18 protein-coding genes are annotated in these 14,199 nt (G+C 55.4%); 11 read left to right on the forward strand and 7 right to left on the reverse strand.

The window, feature by feature from the left end; all coding sequences use genetic code 11:
• The first annotated feature begins 8 nt into the window (after positions 1-8).
• On the forward strand, positions 9-926 hold the full coding sequence (locus H8F22_RS11785; RefSeq protein ID WP_194940192.1) for a c-type cytochrome: 918 nt from the start codon (positions 9-11) through the stop codon (positions 924-926).
• Between the two features lie 90 nt (positions 927-1,016).
• Here H8F22_RS11785 and H8F22_RS11790 read toward each other — a convergent pair whose 3' ends face one another.
• From H8F22_RS11790 to H8F22_RS11815, 6 genes are all read right to left on the reverse strand, one after another.
• Positions 1,017-1,304, reverse strand: coding sequence for a cyd operon YbgE family protein (locus H8F22_RS11790; RefSeq protein WP_027923717.1), 288 nt, complete (start codon positions 1,302-1,304; stop codon positions 1,017-1,019).
• The gene (cydX, locus tag H8F22_RS11795; RefSeq protein ID WP_010459227.1) at positions 1,301-1,423 is read right to left on the reverse strand and encodes a cytochrome bd-I oxidase subunit CydX; all 123 of its coding nucleotides are present in this window, start codon (positions 1,421-1,423) and stop codon (positions 1,301-1,303) included. The genes H8F22_RS11790 and cydX overlap by 4 nt, the downstream gene beginning before the upstream one ends.
• Positions 1,424-1,445: 22 nt before the next feature.
• Entirely contained in the window at positions 1,446-2,582 is a 1,137-nt protein-coding gene (cydB, locus tag H8F22_RS11800; protein WP_194940193.1) for a cytochrome d ubiquinol oxidase subunit II, read from the reverse strand.
• Positions 2,575-4,146 carry a cytochrome ubiquinol oxidase subunit I gene (locus H8F22_RS11805; protein WP_194940194.1) on the reverse strand — a complete coding sequence of 524 codons (1,572 nt, stop codon included), beginning with the start codon at positions 4,144-4,146 and terminating at the stop codon, positions 2,575-2,577. The genes cydB and H8F22_RS11805 overlap by 8 nt, the downstream gene beginning before the upstream one ends.
• On the reverse strand, positions 4,143-4,319 hold the full coding sequence (gene cydP, locus H8F22_RS11810) for a cytochrome oxidase putative small subunit CydP (protein ID WP_194940195.1): 177 nt from the start codon (positions 4,317-4,319) through the stop codon (positions 4,143-4,145). Before cydP ends, H8F22_RS11805 begins: the two co-directional genes overlap by 4 nt.
• Positions 4,320-4,493: 174 nt before the next feature.
• On the reverse strand, positions 4,494-5,819 hold the full coding sequence (locus H8F22_RS11815) for a sigma-54 interaction domain-containing protein (RefSeq protein WP_050590189.1): 1,326 nt from the start codon (positions 5,817-5,819) through the stop codon (positions 4,494-4,496).
• 237 nt (positions 5,820-6,056) lie between these two features.
• Here H8F22_RS11815 and H8F22_RS11820 point away from each other — a divergent pair, with 237 nt between their 5' ends.
• The 8 genes from H8F22_RS11820 to H8F22_RS11855 all read left to right on the forward strand — a co-directional run bounded on the left by H8F22_RS11820 (position 6,057) and on the right by H8F22_RS11855 (position 11,497).
• Entirely contained in the window at positions 6,057-6,935 is an 879-nt protein-coding gene (locus H8F22_RS11820; protein WP_027923712.1) for an MBL fold metallo-hydrolase, read from the forward strand.
• A gap of 49 nt (positions 6,936-6,984) precedes the next feature.
• Positions 6,985-8,655 carry a bifunctional protein tyrosine phosphatase family protein/NAD(P)/FAD-dependent oxidoreductase gene (locus tag H8F22_RS11825; RefSeq protein ID WP_027923711.1) on the forward strand — a complete coding sequence of 557 codons (1,671 nt, stop codon included), beginning with the start codon at positions 6,985-6,987 and terminating at the stop codon, positions 8,653-8,655.
• Between the two features lie 28 nt (positions 8,656-8,683).
• Positions 8,684-9,484 (forward strand): sulfite exporter TauE/SafE family protein, encoded by an 801-nt coding sequence (locus H8F22_RS11830; RefSeq protein ID WP_059182824.1) that lies wholly within the window; start codon positions 8,684-8,686, stop codon positions 9,482-9,484.
• Positions 9,485-9,648: 164 nt separating this feature from the next.
• Positions 9,649-9,963 carry an ArsR/SmtB family transcription factor gene (locus H8F22_RS11835; RefSeq protein ID WP_027923709.1) on the forward strand — a complete coding sequence of 105 codons (315 nt, stop codon included), beginning with the start codon at positions 9,649-9,651 and terminating at the stop codon, positions 9,961-9,963.
• Positions 9,960-10,394 carry a YeeE/YedE family protein gene (locus H8F22_RS11840; protein WP_027923708.1) on the forward strand — a complete coding sequence of 145 codons (435 nt, stop codon included), beginning with the start codon at positions 9,960-9,962 and terminating at the stop codon, positions 10,392-10,394. The genes H8F22_RS11835 and H8F22_RS11840 overlap by 4 nt, the downstream gene beginning before the upstream one ends.
• 2 nt (positions 10,395-10,396) lie before the next feature.
• Positions 10,397-10,816 carry a DUF6691 family protein gene (locus H8F22_RS11845; RefSeq protein ID WP_027923707.1) on the forward strand — a complete coding sequence of 140 codons (420 nt, stop codon included), beginning with the start codon at positions 10,397-10,399 and terminating at the stop codon, positions 10,814-10,816.
• Positions 10,817-10,829: 13 nt separating this feature from the next.
• Positions 10,830-11,018 carry a YgaP family membrane protein gene (locus H8F22_RS11850; protein ID WP_027923706.1) on the forward strand — a complete coding sequence of 63 codons (189 nt, stop codon included), beginning with the start codon at positions 10,830-10,832 and terminating at the stop codon, positions 11,016-11,018.
• A gap of 113 nt (positions 11,019-11,131) precedes the next feature.
• A complete protein-coding gene (locus H8F22_RS11855) occupies positions 11,132-11,497 on the forward strand; it encodes a YidH family protein (protein ID WP_027923705.1) in 366 nt (121 codons plus the stop codon).
• Between the two features lie 214 nt (positions 11,498-11,711).
• On the opposite strand, the gene H8F22_RS11860 is transcribed toward H8F22_RS11855, so the two are convergent.
• Positions 11,712-12,008 (reverse strand): MFS transporter, encoded by a 297-nt coding sequence (locus tag H8F22_RS11860; RefSeq protein WP_228758757.1) that lies wholly within the window; start codon positions 12,006-12,008, stop codon positions 11,712-11,714.
• 262 nt (positions 12,009-12,270) lie between these two features.
• Here H8F22_RS11860 and H8F22_RS11865 point away from each other — a divergent pair, with 262 nt between their 5' ends.
• Together H8F22_RS11865 and H8F22_RS11870 are read left to right on the forward strand one after the other, a co-directional pair.
• Entirely contained in the window at positions 12,271-13,569 is a 1,299-nt protein-coding gene (locus tag H8F22_RS11865; RefSeq protein ID WP_194940196.1) for a sialidase family protein, read from the forward strand.
• Positions 13,566-14,177 (forward strand): hypothetical protein, encoded by a 612-nt coding sequence (locus H8F22_RS11870; RefSeq protein ID WP_027923702.1) that lies wholly within the window; start codon positions 13,566-13,568, stop codon positions 14,175-14,177. Before H8F22_RS11865 ends, H8F22_RS11870 begins: the two co-directional genes overlap by 4 nt.
• Positions 14,178-14,199: the final 22 nt, after the last annotated feature.

A 14,199-nucleotide genomic window follows, 5' to 3' on the forward strand; every position in this document is an offset into this window, starting at 1 on the left:
GCCTGGCCATGAAATCCATCATCGCTGCACTTATTACTTTGAACATCATATCGATGGCTTGTGCGACTGAAACTGTAGAACCAACCGCACCACCCAACAGTCCTAATCCAGCTCAGAATAAGGCTGCCACATTTCTCCCGCCCTCGGAGGAGACGCTACCTGACAATGCTTATGGCCGATTAGTCCAGCAAGGCCGCGCGATCTTTGTCGATACGAAAGCCAACGCATCCGAGTTTGTAGGGAACGGATTAAATTGCACCAACTGCCATTTAGAACAGGGAAGAAAGGCCGACTCTGCCCCTCTTTGGGGGGCTTACACAATGTACCCGGCCTATCGGAAAAAGAATGACAAGGTCAATACCTACGCTGAGCGCTTACAAGGGTGCTTTCAGTTCAGCATGAACGGAAAACCGCCTCCAGCTGACAGTCAAGTCATCGCGGCTCTTACCGCATACTCGTACTGGCTCGCAACGGGTGCCCCTACAGGACAAGAACTGCCCGGACGTTCTTATCCCGAGATTCCTGAACCTGCCGGAGGTTTTGATCTTGCCAAGGGAAAGGCTATCTATGCCAAGCAGTGTTCTGTATGCCATGGAGCTGAAGGTGAAGGTCAGAAAGCAGGAAGCGATTATGTGTTTCCAGCACTTTGGGGCAAAGATTCATTCAACTGGGGTGCGGGGATGCATCGAATCAATACCGCCGCCGGCTTCATAAAATCGAACATGCCCTTGGGTAAGGGTGGAACGCTTTCCTCCGATGAGGCGTGGCACGTTGCAGCCTTTATGGACAGTCACGAACGACCAAAAGACCCAAGGATGATTGCCGGCTCTGTCGAGCAGACCCGATTAAAATTTCACGCGAATGATGGGGTCAATCTCTATGGACAAAATGTGAACGGAGTGGTGGTCGGCCAAGGTACTGAATAAGTCATTTCAGACGGAACCAAGCTATCACTGACTGCGCGAGAGCCATCATGTTATAGCTTGGTAGTGCTGCATCATCTTCTGTCGTCAATCCTAATGTAGAAACTTTACCCCGCCAGCAACTGCAAGTGACGCAATACAGGTCCAGCCTGAGAAAAGCCAACGCCAAACAAGCCTCTGCGGGACAAAACCAACACCTCTCACAAAAGCCACACTCATGGCTGCGAACAATGCAGTAGCCAGAGCATGGTCAGGCTTCCCGTCTGGAGCGGCCATCATGGGAGGATAGAGCGTACAAGCGAGCATGATTGCTATAGCGATAATCAGACTCAGCAAATGAATTTGTGAGATCGATTGAGGGTTTGCGACACGCGGCATCATGACAGCGTCTCGTCGTTATCGCTCAAGGCTCGGCCAACTTCGTTCTCGCCCCACATCGCATTTAAAATAGCCAGTAGCAATGCAAAACCGACTCCCAGCATCCAGGCGAAATACCACATGTTTATTACTCCTTTGCCGGCACTAGTAGGCTGAATGTTCGTTGGCTTTGATCTGTGCGACGGTGACCTTGCCCCGCATAACGCGATACGCCCACGAGGTGTAAATCACGATGAGTGGCATGAAGATCAACGTGGCCCAAAACATAATGGCCAGGCTCAAATGACTGGAGACGCTGTCCCACACAGTAAGGCTTGCCGCAGGCACTGTTGATGACGGCATGATGAATGGAAACATCGACACACCCGCCGTGCTGATCACTGCGATCACCGCAAGCGATGAGGAAACAAACGCCGAAAGTGTGCGACGCATCATCAGCAACATGGCAGCACCTGCTGCGCCAACCAAGCCCAGTACGGGCAGCAGCCACAGCAAAGGGTAATGGCCATAGTTGGCCATCCAGGCTCCAGCTTCGCGCACCACGGATTTGCTGAGAATGTCAGGCAGTCCTGCTGTATCAACTACCGACGTAATGCGATAGCCATCAATCCATTGCAGCCAGATGCCGGCAACAATAAATGAACACACCAGCACGATCGCTGCACCAACCCCACCTTTGACTGCCCTCGCCTGGATAACACCTTCAGTGCGATGCGCCAGATAAGCACCGCCCTGCAAGGTGATCATTGCACTACTCACAACGCCGGTCAGAAGCGCAAAGGGATTCAGCAGTTGCCAGAAACTGCCGGTATAAGTCGATACCAGAAGGTCGTTGAAGTGGAACGGTACACCTTGTAGCAGGTTGCCAAACGCGATCCCGAACACCAGGGGCGGCACTGCCCCACCCACAAAGAGTCCCCAATCCCAAGTGCTGCGCCAGGTGGCGTTGTGGATCTTGCTGCGATAGTCAAAACCCACCGGGCGGAAGAACAGTGCCCAGAGGACCAGAATCATCGCCCAATAGAACCCGCTGAATGCCGTGGCATACACCACTGGCCACGCCGCGAACAATGCACCGCCCGCAGTAATGAACCACACCTGATTCCCATCCCAATGTGGACCGACGGTATTGATAACGACGCGACGCTCCATGTCATTGCGGCCAACAAAGGGCAGCAGCGTACCTACCCCCATATCGTGGCCATCCATGATGGCGAAGCCGATCAGCAATACACCAACCAGTGCCCACCAGATAATTTTCAGGGTGAAGTAGTCAAGCATGGTGGAGTTCCTTCAACTGGGCATCGTGAACATAACGGCCGGTACCGAGGCTGCCAGGACCCTGACGGGCAAACTTGACCATCAGAAACATTTCAACCACCAGCAGCACGGTGTAGAAAACGATGAATCCCGCCAGCGAGCCATAGAGATTGTTGACGCTTAGCGTGGATACGCTCATGTGGGTCGGCAGCACGCCGTAAATGGTCCACGGCTGGCGGCCGTATTCAGCAACGAACCAGCCCAGCTCGCAGGCAATCCATGGCGCAGGCAGCATGCAGAGCGCCCAGCGCAGTAACCAGCGGCGTCGCGTGCAGGTCGACTTCAAGGTGCTCCAGAAGGCAAGTCCGAAGAGCATGAGCATGGCAAAACCAAGGACTACCATGATCCGGAACGCCCAGAACATAGGTGTCACGCGCGGTACGGTATCGTTTACGGCTTTTTCGATAATGGCCGGCGTGGCCCGGTTGACGTCCTCGACATACTTCTTGAGCAGCAGGCCAAAGCCCAGATCGGCTTTGTATTCTTCGAATGTCTTGAGAGCTGCCGAATCGGTGCGATTGGCTCTGACGGCTTCAAGGGCGTTTACGGCGGTAATGCCTCGGAGAATTCGAGCGCGGTTCTTTTCTTTAATCTCATGAATGCCTGGAATTTGCTTGCTGACTGATCGTGTGCCGATCAGGCCCATGAGCCATGGCACTTCAACTTCCCAGTTATTTTTGGACTCGGCTTCATTAATACTGGCCACCAATGTCAGGCCCGCCGGCGCAGGCTTCGTTTCCCACATGGCTTCCATGGCTGCCATCTTGGTTTGTTGTGCCTCACCCACCGTGTAACCAGACTCGTCACCCAACACGATCACACTCAGCACTGATGCCAGACCAAAGGCCGCCGCCACCCGGAAGCTGCGTTTGGCAAACTCGACATCACGATTCTTGAGCAAATACCAACTGGAAATCGACAGCACAAACATCGAACCGGTGACGTAACCGGCTGAGACGGTATGTACAAACTTGGCTTGTGCTACTGGATTGAAAACCACCGCCCAAAAATCAACCATCTCCATGCGCATGGTGATGTAACTGAATTCTGAACCCACCGGGTTCTGCATCCATCCATTGGCGATCAGAATCCACAACGCTGAAAGGTTTGTACCAACAGCCATCAGCAGCGTGACCAGCAAGTGGTGCTCTTTCTTCAGACGATCCCAACCAAAGAAGAACAGGCCAATCATGGTCGATTCAAGAAAGAACGCCATCATGCCTTCGATTGCCAGTGGGGCTCCGAAGATATCGCCGACATAGTGCGAGTAATACGCCCAGTTGGTACCGAACTGAAATTCCAGGGTAATGCCCGTCGTCACGCCCAGGGCGAAGTTGATGCCGAAGAGCTTGCCCCAGAAGCGCGTCATGTCTTTCCAGATAACATTACCTGTCATCACATAGACGCTTTCCATAATGACCAGCAGCCAAACCATGCCTACCGTGAGGGGTACAAAAAGAAAGTGGTAAAGCGCAGTGGCTGCAAACTGCAGCCGAGACAAATCCACCAGGTGTTCTGAAATCACTTGCTTGCCCCTTGAGTCGAGGTGGGTACACCGAAACGGTTGCCGATGGTGTTCGAGTCGACACTGACATGCGAATCCCGGATGAACAGCCACCACAGCACTGTCAGCAGCAGTAGTTTGATCACTACTGCCGTGAGCACATGGCGTTGAAGTTGTTTGTCGGAAATGGTCATGTCTATGCAGTTAGCACACGGCATGCCAAGGGGAATAATCCTGTTTTTATCGCTTTAAAACAGTTACTTAGAGAATAATCCAGCGGTGCGCGGAATGGGTTGGCAGATCAGTGCGCTGCCAATGACTGCCAGTGCCGGCAGTCATTGGCAGAATTGCGGCGTGAGCGCTGGCTACTAGGCCAGCCCCTGCTCTTTCAGGCGTCTGTACAAAGTACGCTCACTAATCCCCATGTGCTTGGCCAACTCACTGCGGGTACCTTTGAAAGTTGCCAGTGCCTGTACCAGCGAGCCGCCGTCGAAAGGAGTTGAAGTAGAGGCCTGAGGAGATGCCAGCACGGATGCCTGGGGCAAATGTATGGAGCGGATCACCCCATCGTCAGCAAACAGACTGGCTCTTTCCAGAACATTGCGTAATTCACGGATATTTCCGGGCCAGGAAAACCGCTGCAATTGTGCGAGAGCATCCGTATCTATCGTCAGCCGGCGCTTGCCGGAACCGGCACGTTGTAGAAATGAGTTCACCAGCAAACCAATGTCTTCAACCCGGTTGCGCAAGGGGGGTAACTGAATTGGGAAGGCGCTGATGCGGTAGTACAGATCCTGCCTGAACTCACCTTTTTCCATCATTTTTTCCAATGGTTTGTGGGTCGCAGCAATTAACCTGAAGTTAGCGTGAAGGGTCTCGACACTCCCTACACGGCGATAGGTGCCCGATTCGATCAGACGCAACAGTTTCACTTGCATGGCCAACGGAACATCGCCAATTTCATCGAGAAACAACGTGCCGCCCTGGGCCGTTTCAACCAAGCCAGGTTTACGTGTGGTGGCACCGGTGAATGCTCCTTTTTCATGGCCGAACAGTTCGCTCTCAAATAACGTTTCGGTCAATCCAGAGCAATCAACGACGACAAAGGGTCCATTGGCCCGCTCGCTGGTTTCATGTACGGCGCGGGCGAACAGCTCTTTGCCCGTACCGGACTCGCCTAGCAGCAGCACCGGCAGCATTGAGGGTGCCACCCGCTGCAGCTCCGACAGGGCACGGTTAAAGGCAGGTGAACGGCCGACCAACCCTTCGTTGCTGGGTCGCGCTGATGCACTGCGGACCAGGGTGAGACGCTCCACATAGGCAGTAATAACACCGTGTTCGTCTAGAATCGGGCGCAATTCGACGTCGACATGCTCAGGACCGCGAGGCGTGTGGTGAATGTGCAAAACACGATCTGGCCCGCGCATTTCCTGCGCCTTTTTCATCGGACAATTCTCACCCGCCTGATCACAAGGGACATCGTAATGGTGTGAGATTTGATAACACTTATGGCCGATAAAGGGTGTGTCAGCGCTGCCAAACTGCCGCTGATAGGCAGTGTTGGCTGCCAGGATGTTGTAGTCCGGATCGAGCACGATCATTGGCTGGGGTTCGTACTCAAGAAACGAAACAAGTGATTGCACTTGATCCGTCTGCGCAAGTGAGTGGGCTGGGGTGGGCAGGATAGTCTTCATCGTGGCTCCTGAGAATCCATCCATCCTGCGATGACACTGCCACCTCTGTCAACGCGGACTGCCAATGGCAGTAAATCCCGGTGAATATAGAAAAGATCAAACCACCTGTAGGAAATAAACTGAATAAAATCATACAGATAAAAGCATATCTTTGTGTGGGCAGGGCCTGGCAGACTTATTGCTATGTCAGTCCTTAGTGAGAGCGGCTTGGTAAAAGCCCCCCTAAGGAGACAGGTCATGAGCGTAAAACTTCGCGTCGAAGGATTCTTCGATTCTGCTACCAATACCGTCAGCTATCTTGTGCTGGATGAGGCCTCCCACCACTGCGCTTTAATAGACAGCGTGCTGGATTACGACCCTAAGTCCGGTCACACCGCCACAACGTCTGCCGACAGGTTGATCGCGAGGGTGAACGAACTCAAGGCGAAGGTTGACTGGATTCTGGAGACCCACGTCCACGCAGACCATCTCACGGCAGCGCCCTACCTGAAGGAAAAGCTCGGCGGAAAAATAGGGATCGGCAGCCAGATTTCGACGGTGCAGGAGGTGTTCGGCACTCTGTTCAATACAGGTCGAGATATGGCCCGCGACGGGAGTCAGTTCGATCACCTGTTCGTCAATGACGAGCCGTTCGCCATTGGCACGCTGCAATGCCATGCGCTCCATACACCGGGCCATACACCCGCCTGTATGACTTATGTGGTTAGCGATGGCGCCGAAACGGCTGCATTTGTCGGCGACACCTTGTTTATGCCGGACTACGGGACTGCACGCTGTGACTTTCCCGGTGGAAATGCTCGCACGCTGTTCCAGTCAATTAACAAGGTGCTGAGCCTGCCGGCCAATACCTTGCTCTACATGTGCCACGACTATCAGCCGGGTGGCCGCGAGGTGCAATTCGTCAGTACCGTTGCCGACCAGCGCGCCCACAACGTTCACGTCCGTAATGGCATCAGTGAGGAGGAGTTTGTGGCGATGCGCACAAAGCGCGATGCATCGATGGAAATGCCGACACTGATCCTGCCATCGGTTCAGGTCAACATGCGCGCCGGGCACTTGCCTGAGCCGGAAGCGAACGGGACGCGCTACCTGAAAATCCCGCTCAACGTCGCCTGACGTTGCCTTCCCCACAATACGCATAAAAAAAACCATAACGGAGTCACTTATGGACATTCGCCACCTTGCGCCTGGACTGTCGGTATCCGAACAGATTTTTCCCAACCAAATGGCCGAACTGAAAGAGGCCGGCTTTCGCACCGTCGTGTGTAACCGTCCCGATGGCGAAGGCAGTGATCAGCCCTTGTTTGCCGAAATCAAACGTGCGGCCGAAGCAGTCGGCATTGAAGCGCACTACCTTCCCGCTGAATCCGGCAAAGTCACCGACGAGCAAGGTATTGCTTTCGGCAAGCTCCTTGAAACACTGCCAAAACCGGTGTTGGCCTATTGCCGTTCCGGCATGCGCTCGACAACGATGTGGGCACTCTCACAAGCGGGCAAACAACCCCTGCCACACATCGTCGAGACGGCCAAAAAAGCCGGGTTCGATATGAAAGGCGTCATTCGCCGGATTGCCAATCAGGGGCGTACGCCGGTCGAAGTGGCTGAGGCGCAGCATACCGTGGTCATCATCGGAGGCGGTGCGGCAGGTATCGCGACTGCATCCAGTTTATTGGCGCGAGATCCTGGGATCGACGTTGCCATCATCGACCCGGCCGATGTGCACTACTACCAGCCTGGCTGGACCCTTGTCGGCTGTGGCGTCTTCGATGCACCCCAAACCGCTCGCACGATGGGTACGACCATCCCCCGCGGTGTGCACTGGATCAAGTCGGCGGTCGCCGCTTTCGAACCCGAGAGAAATGCCGTCATTCTTGATGGATGCAGAGTCGTCAAATACGAGCAACTGATCGTGTGCCCTGGCCTGAAGCTCAATTGGCATGCCATCGAGGGTTTGTCGGACACCTTGGGCCGCAACGGCGTGACTTCAAACTACCTGTATCACCTTGCCCCCTACACGTGGGAACTGGTGCAGCAACTGCGTGGTGGCCGTGCGGTTTTCACGCAACCGCCCATGCCAATCAAATGTGCCGGGGCGCCGCAAAAAGCAATGTACCTGTCTGCCGATCATTGGAGGCGTGCCGGTGTATTGGACAACGTCGAGATCGAATTTTGCAGCGCCGGCGCGGTGCTGTTCGGGGTTCCCGACTATGTGCCTGCACTGATGGAATACATCACGGCTTATGGTATCGACCTGAATTTCGGCCACACGCTCACCAGCGTGAATGGACCTGCACGGACTGCAACGTTCAATTGCGTCAATCCGGATGGCAGCGCCCATTGTGTGACGCGCGACTTCGATCTGCTTCATGTGGTGCCACCGCAGATTGCGCCGGATTTCGTTCGGGTCAGCCCTCTCGCTGACGCGGCTGGCTGGATCGATGTCGACCCTGCCACGTTGCGCCATAAAACCTGGGGCAATATTCACGCACTGGGCGACGCCACCAACACCAGCAACGCCAAAACCGCGGCAGCAGCACGCAAGCAGGCGCCCGTTGTTGCCCATAACGTGTTGGCTGCAATGGGTAAAGCAAAAGGCAGCGCCCATTACGACGGTTATGGCTCCTGCCCGCTGACGGTTGAACGCGGCAAGATCGTACTGGCTGAATTCACCTATGGCGGCAAGGTCGCCCCCAGCTTTCCATCCTGGCTGATTGACGGTACTCGGCCATCCAGGCTGGCATGGTTGCTCAAAGAGCGGATTCTTCCACCGCTGTATTGGAAGGGAATGCTCAAGGGCCATGAGTGGATGGCGAAACCTGAGATGGCCGACGTATGAAACCAGGCCTGAAAGCGAGGAGACTGAGATGATCGCCGTCTTACTGCTCGGGCTTACTGTCGGGGTGATTCTGGCTCTGACCGGTGCCGGAGGTGGAATACTGGCTGTTCCATTACTGGTATTTGGAGTGGGGTTGAGCATGGCCGAGGCAGGGCCAATTGGTTTACTGGCTGTCGGTTTAGCCGCGACCCTGGGTGCCGCAATGGGACTTAAAAACGGCACCGTTCGCTACAAAGCTGCGCTTCTAATTGCGGGAGCGGGGATCGTGTGTTCTCCACTTGGCCTTTGGCTGGCGCAGCGCACGCCTAACCGTCCGTTAACGATCATGTTTGCCTTCGTGCTGATGTACGTTGCATTCCGGGTATATCAACGATCACTCCCTCCCTCCACGGAGTCGAAGCCCCCCGTCACATCCAAACCGCCGCCTTGCCTTTTGGACGTGAACCGAGGAAAGCTTAACTGGACGGGTCCGTGTGCATGGGCACTCACCGTCTCTGGCGTTGTTGCGGGCGGGCTTTCCGGCTTGCTCGGCGTGGGCGGTGGCTTTGTGATGGTGCCGGCGCTCCAGCGATACACCAATTTGACAGCGCAGTCGGTGCTTGCGACGTCGCTTGCCGTTATTGCGCTGGTTTCAATTTCCGGCGTTGCTGCAAGCTCGGCAGCTGGGCACTTGCAGTGGGCAGTGGCCCTTCCGTTTTCCACTGGAGCATTGGTCGGAATGGTAGGCGGGCGTCTGATCGCGGCACGGCTCGCGGGTCCACACCTACAAAAAGGGTTCGCCGCCGTTTCTATGGTGGTTGCGGTGGCCTTGCTGGTGAAAGCTATTTAGTCATGAACATGAGTCATCCACTTCCAGGACTGCCCAAGACTCGCCTATAGCCCGAGACTTGCCCCGACCTCCCCTGCCAGTGACGAGCCCAATTGAATGCCGCTATACACTTAGTTTTTTTATATACTATAATCTGGATAACTGAACAATTAGTGATCAATCGTATGCCCGAATCAGATCTCCAGCAGCTACACGCCAATGCCGATGCTGCCAGCCAATTCCTTAAAGCCCTGGCCAATCCGGATCGCTTGATCCTCCTATGCCAGCTATCTCAGGGTGAGCGCAATGTCAGCGATCTGGAGTCACTGCTGGGGATACAGCAACCGACGCTTTCTCAACAGCTGGCTGTGCTTCGCCGCGAAGGCCTGGTGGAGACCCGCCGTGACGGAAAGCAGGTGTTCTATCGCATCAGCAGTCCCGCAGCATTGGCAGTCATCCAAACCCTGTATCAACAATTTTGCGTCGGAGAAGCTCCATGAATGTCGACTGGCTCAACTTCACTCCCTGGTCGTCCCTTGCTGGCGGCGCATTGATTGGCTTGGCGGCCAGTCTATTCGTCGTCGCTAACGGGCGTATCGCAGGCATCAGTGGTCTGATCGGCAGTCTTTTACAGCGTGGGAGCGAGGGGGTAAGTGAGAAAGCACTTTTTCTCCTGGGCCTGCTCATCGCGCCACTTCTATGGGGCTTGTTCGCCACGTTGCCGCAGATTGAGTTCAAAAGTGGCTGGTTCGGACTGATCGTCGCCGGTCTATTGGTGGGCATCGGCACACGATACGGTTCAGGTTGCACCAGTGGCCATGGGGTGTGCGGCATATCGCGCCTTTCGCCGCGATCGATGGTTGCCACTGCGTGTTTCATGTTCAGTGGTTTCGTCACGGTGTTTGTCTTGCGTCATCTGCTGGGGAGTTGAACATGACCAAACTGACTGCGTTCATTGCGGGTCTGCTTTTCGGCTTGGGTCTGCTTCTGGCAGGCATGGCCAACCCCGGCAAAGTACTCGCTTTCCTGGATCTAACCGGTGCTTGGGACCCTTCCTTGGCGTTGGTCATGGTCGGGGCAATTGGTGTGGCCATTGGCCCGCTAACCTGGGCACGACAACAACCCAGTTCGCTGCTGGGAAGGCCAATGCAGCTACCGGTCAAACGTGAGCTGGACCCGCGCTTGATTGGCGGGAGCCTGGTGTTCGGCATCGGCTGGGGAATCGCTGGCATCTGTCCGGGTCCCGCAGTGGCAATTCTGCTGACAGGACGCTGGCAAGTGATCGTATTCATGTTGGCCATGCTGGCCGGCATGTTGTTGTTTACTGCGCTGGAGACCCGGCGCAGCCATTGATTGGGAGATCGCCATGAAAGCGAACATTGGAACCATTGACCGCAGCCTGCGCATTATCGCCGGTCTGCTGCTCATTGGCCTCAGTCTGTCCGGTGTGATCGGCGTGTGGGGTTGGATAGGTTTAGTGCCGCTGGCCACTGGCATTTTCCGTTTCTGCCCTGTCTATACATTGCTAGGCATCAAAACCTGTAACCGTTGCTGAGCGACCACCGTTGCACACTTGCGGGTGCCTGAAGGTGCCCGTGGTGGGTTGCTGGTGTTTAAAACTATTCTGAGCGGAGCAGTTTCAAAACCTGTTTGAACAAGGAGATTTTGATGTCCGACCTGAACGATCCACGCGTGTTCTTTGCCGCTGAGCGAACGTTGCTGGCATGGAACCGAACCAGCCTTTCGCTGATGGCATTTGGTTTTGTGATTGAACGATCCGGACTACTGCTGCAGATGCTGAAGCCGGGCGTTCTGGGTCCTCCTGGGAAACATTTTTCGTTCTGGATCGGACTGGCTTTTCTGATGCTGGGTTCATGGGTTGCCTGTTGGTCATCCTGGCAATACAAAAAGGTAGTCAAGACCCTCAAACCCGTTGAGATCCCGCTTGGCTACAGCGTCAATGCTGGCCCTGGCATAAATGTCATTACGGCAATCCTGGGCGTTTTGCTCATGGCCTATTTGTCCATGATGTGAGCGAGGCTGGCCTGCCTGATCTCGCTCGGTTTTCCCACCACTGCTTCTGCATATTTGGGTCTAACGGTCGTCTAACCGATGTTAACGGTGCAGGCTCCAGCTTTGTCTACCCGGTTTTGTCCAAGCGAGTTCGGCAATCAACGCTACATCTTGAAAAATGGATCATAGGCTACGAGGAGGCCCGCCCATTCCGAGCCTCCCCCGAGTGAATAGGTTAATTGCTGACCGAAGCGATTTGCGCCGCACGACGGTTCTTTTTGCCAATCATAAACACCAATAGCGAACCAATTGCGGTCAATGCACAGAGCGGCATCAGTGCGATAGGAAAGCTCCCGGTCTGATCACGCAACACCCCAATCACTGAGCTCATGGCGCCGGTCCCCAGGTGGGCAAAGGTATTGATCGCCGCAATCCCGGTGGCCAAAGTCGCTGGTGGCAGGGATTCGGAACAAAGTGCCCAGAACGGCCCCTTGATCGCATAGTTACCCATCAATACGAGCGTCATTGTCATCGTTGTCTCCCCTGCCACCTCGCGCCGCGAGGGTGTTCCAGGGTCAGGCGCTTTCCTCGAACACGATTGCTCCCCGCACCTGGAATAAATGCGCAATCCATCTAACCCGGTGGTCTCAGCGACTCAATCAGTCCTTGTTCGCGAACAGGGCCCCACGCTCAAAACAACTGCTTACACAATAGAAATACATAAAGTCCGATCTGGTACTACCGAGTGTTAGCTTGTGCGCCTTTTCGGGCCATGAGATGCCAACGCCTTCATCATGCACATAAAGCTCCCCAGCATTCCGGCCCTAGGTGTTTACCTCGCCCTTGCTTGCCTCTTTGCGGGCGCATGGTTCACCCACCCTGCCCCCAAGCATTCCTCCTTTGCCCCGACAAGCCCGGTTTTGCCGGTGACGGATCAGACGGCCAAACCCATTTATACCAGCCGTTTCGCCTCCTCCGGGCTGGTGGACTTCGTGCATTCTTCAGCGGTAACAGCCTTGCCTGACGGTAGCTTGATGGCGGTCTGGTTCGCCGGCACTCGCGAAGGCGCCGCCGATGTGCAGGTGCGCTCCGCTCGCTTCAACGTGAGTACCGGCGAGTGGGGTGAAGAACAGGTCATGGCCACTCGGGAATCGACCCAGCTAAGCACTCGAAAATACATCCGAAAACTGGGCAACCCGGTCATTGCACTGGCGCCGGACAATCGCCTGTGGCTGTTCTTCGTCTCCGTGTCCATGGGCGGCTGGGCCGGTAGCGCGGTCAATGTGATGGTTTCAGACGACTTGGGTATGAATTGGTCGGCACCGCGCCAATTAATCACTTCACCCTTTCTGAACATCAGCACCCTGGTCCGGTCGGCACCGGTGTTCCATGCCGACGGCTCCATCGGCTTGCCGGTCTACCACGAGTTTCTGGGCAAGTTTGCCGAGTACCTGTACTTGAGCGCAGACGGTGAAGTGATCGATAAATACCGCATCAGCCACGGCAATAACTCATTGCAACCCGCGGTCGTTCCGCTGGACGGTCAGCGTGGTATCGCCATGTTGCGCTATGCCGGCGACACGCACCACCGAGTCCTGGCGAGCCGCACCGAGGATGCCGGACAGACCTGGAGCGAACCTTATCCGCTCGATCCATCGAACCCCAATTCCTCGTTGGCGGCCGTTGCGACGCCAGGACACGGATTGCTGGTAGCGCTCAATGACCTGCAAGAGGGGCGCTTCAAGCTGAGCCTCTATCTCACCGATGCGAAAATGGACGATTGGCGCCTGGTGCGCGATCTGGACAAATCACCGGACCCCGAGGGCGATCCGTATTCACCCCTCGCCTACAAGGAACTCATCGGGAAAGAGTTCCGCGACTCCAGTGGCAAGCTCCGCCAACCGCTGGAGGCGCGATTCCTCGACAACCTCGACAAACGCGTCTGCAAAAGCGAAGGGTGTGAGTTTGAATACGAATACCCGTACTTCATCCGCAGCCCCGACGGGATGTATCACTTGGTTTATACCTGGAACAACACCTTCATCAAACACGTGTCTTTCAACGATATCTGGCTGTCCGAGCGTCTCAAATGATCAGCCTGTGGCAAGCCCATCTCAGCTTCGCAATGATCATCTTCCTGGCAATGCCGTCTTTTGGCCTGAACAGGGTCTGGCGCATCGCGCTGTTGCTTACATTGCTGGTCGCAAGCTTCATACCACTGGACGGGATTTCGCTGGCCGCTTACTTGCGCAGCCACATGGATGACCTCGCGATCACCTCATTGGTGTTCATGGGGTGGGGCTGCCTGCGTCGACTGGATGTGTTGCCGCCCGCGCAGCGTGATCAAACCGGCGTACTGATCCTCTTCGCCGTCATGGCCCTGGTGTTATATCCGGCAACGCTGGGCTTGAGTGATCTGGACCCTTACCGACGGGGGTTCAGCCCACGCCCCCTGTTGTTTGTCGTTGCACTGCTGACGTTCAGCCTGTTTTACCTGCGCAATTACCTGGCCGTCGTGTTGTTGACGAGCGCGACCCTGGCCTTCCTCGCCGGGATCAAACCTTCCCACAACTATTGGGACTACCTGATTGATCCACTACTGGGCCTGTATTGCGGCCTGACGCTGCTGGTGCTGGGGACGCGCTGGACGTATCGCCGATGCATCACGCTGCGCCGCCCAATACCAAACGAATCCGTTTGAAAATTAACGAAATTCTTAATAG

It is taken from the genome of Pseudomonas mucoides, assembly GCF_015461845.1.
GTDB lineage: Bacteria > Pseudomonadota > Gammaproteobacteria > Pseudomonadales > Pseudomonadaceae > Aquipseudomonas > Aquipseudomonas mucoides.

What these genes read in the sequence shown, in the direction of transcription:
- H8F22_RS11785 (WP_194940192.1), top strand. Translation starts at nt 9, where the DNA reads ATGAAATCCATCATCGCTGCACTTATTACTTTGAACATCATATCGATG.
- H8F22_RS11790 (WP_027923717.1), bottom strand. Translation starts at nt 1,304, where the DNA reads ATGATGCCGCGTGTCGCAAACCCTCAATCGATCTCACAAATTCATTTG.
- cydX (WP_010459227.1), bottom strand. Translation starts at nt 1,423, where the DNA reads ATGTGGTATTTCGCCTGGATGCTGGGAGTCGGTTTTGCATTGCTACTG.
- cydB (WP_194940193.1), bottom strand. Translation starts at nt 2,582, where the DNA reads ATGCTTGACTACTTCACCCTGAAAATTATCTGGTGGGCACTGGTTGGT.
- cydP (WP_194940195.1), bottom strand. Translation starts at nt 4,319, where the DNA reads ATGACCATTTCCGACAAACAACTTCAACGCCATGTGCTCACGGCAGTA.
- H8F22_RS11815 (WP_050590189.1), bottom strand. Translation starts at nt 5,819, where the DNA reads ATGAAGACTATCCTGCCCACCCCAGCCCACTCACTTGCGCAGACGGAT.
- H8F22_RS11820 (WP_027923712.1), top strand. Translation starts at nt 6,057, where the DNA reads ATGAGCGTAAAACTTCGCGTCGAAGGATTCTTCGATTCTGCTACCAAT.
- H8F22_RS11825 (WP_027923711.1), top strand. Translation starts at nt 6,985, where the DNA reads ATGGACATTCGCCACCTTGCGCCTGGACTGTCGGTATCCGAACAGATT.
- H8F22_RS11830 (WP_059182824.1), top strand. Translation starts at nt 8,684, where the DNA reads ATGATCGCCGTCTTACTGCTCGGGCTTACTGTCGGGGTGATTCTGGCT.
- H8F22_RS11835 (WP_027923709.1), top strand. Translation starts at nt 9,649, where the DNA reads ATGCCCGAATCAGATCTCCAGCAGCTACACGCCAATGCCGATGCTGCC.
- H8F22_RS11840 (WP_027923708.1), top strand. Translation starts at nt 9,960, where the DNA reads ATGAATGTCGACTGGCTCAACTTCACTCCCTGGTCGTCCCTTGCTGGC.
- H8F22_RS11845 (WP_027923707.1), top strand. Translation starts at nt 10,397, where the DNA reads ATGACCAAACTGACTGCGTTCATTGCGGGTCTGCTTTTCGGCTTGGGT.
- H8F22_RS11850 (WP_027923706.1), top strand. Translation starts at nt 10,830, where the DNA reads ATGAAAGCGAACATTGGAACCATTGACCGCAGCCTGCGCATTATCGCC.
- H8F22_RS11855 (WP_027923705.1), top strand. Translation starts at nt 11,132, where the DNA reads ATGTCCGACCTGAACGATCCACGCGTGTTCTTTGCCGCTGAGCGAACG.
- H8F22_RS11860 (WP_228758757.1), bottom strand. Translation starts at nt 12,008, where the DNA reads ATGACAATGACGCTCGTATTGATGGGTAACTATGCGATCAAGGGGCCG.
- H8F22_RS11865 (WP_194940196.1), top strand. Translation starts at nt 12,271, where the DNA reads ATGCACATAAAGCTCCCCAGCATTCCGGCCCTAGGTGTTTACCTCGCC.
- H8F22_RS11870 (WP_027923702.1), top strand. Translation starts at nt 13,566, where the DNA reads ATGATCAGCCTGTGGCAAGCCCATCTCAGCTTCGCAATGATCATCTTC.